Annotated in this window: 3 protein-coding genes; 2 read left to right on the top strand and 1 reads right to left on the bottom strand. The window is 67.7% G+C overall.

All coding sequences use genetic code 11. The features are described 5' to 3' along the window. Nucleotides 1–358, top strand: a 358-nt coding sequence (locus AB4Y86_RS17805; RefSeq protein ID WP_441403484.1) for an ABC transporter permease, incomplete at its 5' end; no start/stop codon positions are given. Between the two features lie 5 nt (nucleotides 359–363). Here the strand turns inward: AB4Y86_RS17805 and AB4Y86_RS17800 are convergent. Then, complete coding sequence (locus tag AB4Y86_RS17800; protein WP_441403483.1) at nucleotides 364–696, bottom strand: hypothetical protein; 333 nt, start codon at nucleotides 694–696, stop codon at nucleotides 364–366. Nucleotides 697–916: 220 nt separating this feature from the next. Between AB4Y86_RS17800 and AB4Y86_RS17795 the strand changes: the two genes are divergently transcribed. Next, a partial coding sequence (locus tag AB4Y86_RS17795) for a DUF222 domain-containing protein (RefSeq protein ID WP_441403482.1) occupies nucleotides 917–1937 on the top strand: 1021 nt, incomplete at its 3' end.

Below are 1937 nucleotides of genomic sequence, written 5' to 3'. Positions count from 1 at the left end.
GTACTGGGTTCCTGCCCTGGCAGTGGTTGGGTTGATTGCGCTCGCGGCAGCCGGCGTCGGGACAGCCCTTGGCGGCATATTCCGCCGGATCGCACCCGTATCGGCGGCCGGCATCAACGTGGCGATCTACCTGTTTTTCCTCAGCGGCGGGATCGGTGTGGCGGCCTTCCTGCCCGAGTGGATTCAGGCCATCGCCCACTTCACTCCAACTTTTTACGGCGTGGACGCGTTGGAGGCGGCGGTCTTCTACCAGTCAACCGACAACCTGGGCCGGGACGTGGCCGTACTGGTGCTGACGGCCGCCGGCGGACTCTTTGTGGGCATCCTCTCGCTCCGACGGCGGCTCGTTGCCTTCTAAAAAATCTACTGCGACTCGGAGTAGACAACCTCAATCGTGGTTGTTTCGTCGGCCGGCCGTCCATAAATCAGCGCGTAGCGCGAGTACGGCTCAGGCCGTCCATCTCTTGTGAAATGTTGGTCCTCCCAGCGAAGGAAAACCTCGAAGGGATTTCCGTTTGCCGCCTCTATGCCCCATTTGATGACGTCCGTGACCTGCTCGGCGTCGGTGACATCCCATTCATCAACTAACCAGGCGAAATCCGGTGCAGGAGGAGGAGTCCAGAAGCGCACCCTGTACATCGGCGCGGAGTCATCACCGCCAACGGAATCTCTCGAATCAGCTCGCACGCTGCGCATAGCCCGAGCCTAGGCGCCGGAACGAGTCTGAAGAATGTCGCACCCGCTGACCGTGTTGCGGACGCTCCCCCAACCGTCGCTCCCCTTGTGGTCACTCACGATTGTCCCCCATAACGCCGGTAATCCGCCGCTTCCTCCCCCGCTCGAYGATGGAACGTCGAAGCGATACCAAAGGACGTGCGGATCATTAAATGTCGGTGCCTCCTCGTAGTGTTTGGGTATGGAAAGCAGCGTGGTTTTGAGTGCGGAGATCGGGGAGGCGGTGGCGGCCGTCGCCGCGTCTGCTGCTGCGCTTGCTGCTTTGATCGGTGCCGACACCCACGCCGACGCCAATGCCGACTTCGCTCCCGACGCGGATCCGTTGCGTGCTGTGGCGGAGGCGTGCCTGGACGGTCTGGCCGAGGYCGCCCGCGGTGAGGCCCGGTTCGCGGCGCTGAAGGCGAGGCTGGCCGCCGAGTACGTGCGGGCSGCCGAGGCCCTGGCCGCGCCGGCGGCATCCCYTCAGGAGCACACCGCGCAGGAAATGGCGGTCGTGGCCGAGGTCGCCTGYGTCCTGACSGTCAGCGAACGAACCGCCGGAGSGCTCCTCGCCGAGTCCCTTGCGTTGACGACGGGMCTGCCCGTGAGCCTGGCCGCTTTGCAGGCCGGGACGATTTCCTGGCAACACGCCCGGATCGTCGTCGACGAAACCTCCGGCCTGGATCCGGCCGGCACGGCGGCCCTGGAGGCGCACTTCCTGGACCCGGCAGCGCCCGACCCGGCGCGCGGCTGCCCGGCAGGGGAGCTCGTGCCGGGCCGGTTCCGCGCCAAGGCCCGTGCCTGGCGCGAACGCCACCACCCGGTCAGCATCGAGGAACGCCATGCCAAGAGCGCGACGGACCGCCGGATCGAATACTCCCCGGACCGGGACGGCATGGCCTGGCTCTCGGCCTACCTCCCGGCGGCCACGGCCGCGGGGATCTGGGACCGGACCACCGCCGCCGCCCGCGCCCTGCAGGGCCCCGACGAGGCCAGAAACCTCAGCCAGCTCCGCGCGGACGTCGCCGCGGGCTGGCTCCTCACCAACGGAATGCCCGACAGCCTGACCGGCGTGGCCGGTGGTGCGGGTGGGGGCGTGGCGGGTGGAGTTCCGTCGCCGCGGGCGCAGGTCCTCATCATGGTCCCGGCCCTGTCGCTGCTGGGCGCCACGGAGGAACCGGCCGTGCTGGACGGGTACGGTCCGATTCCGCCGTCGATGGCCC

Origin of the sequence: Arthrobacter sp. 2YAF22_2 (genome assembly GCF_052114645.1) — a bacterium.
Lineage (GTDB): Bacteria > Actinomycetota > Actinomycetes > Actinomycetales > Micrococcaceae > Arthrobacter.
Note: the sequence above shows the minus strand (reverse complement) of the source record. Positions and strands in the feature narration are given on the sequence as shown.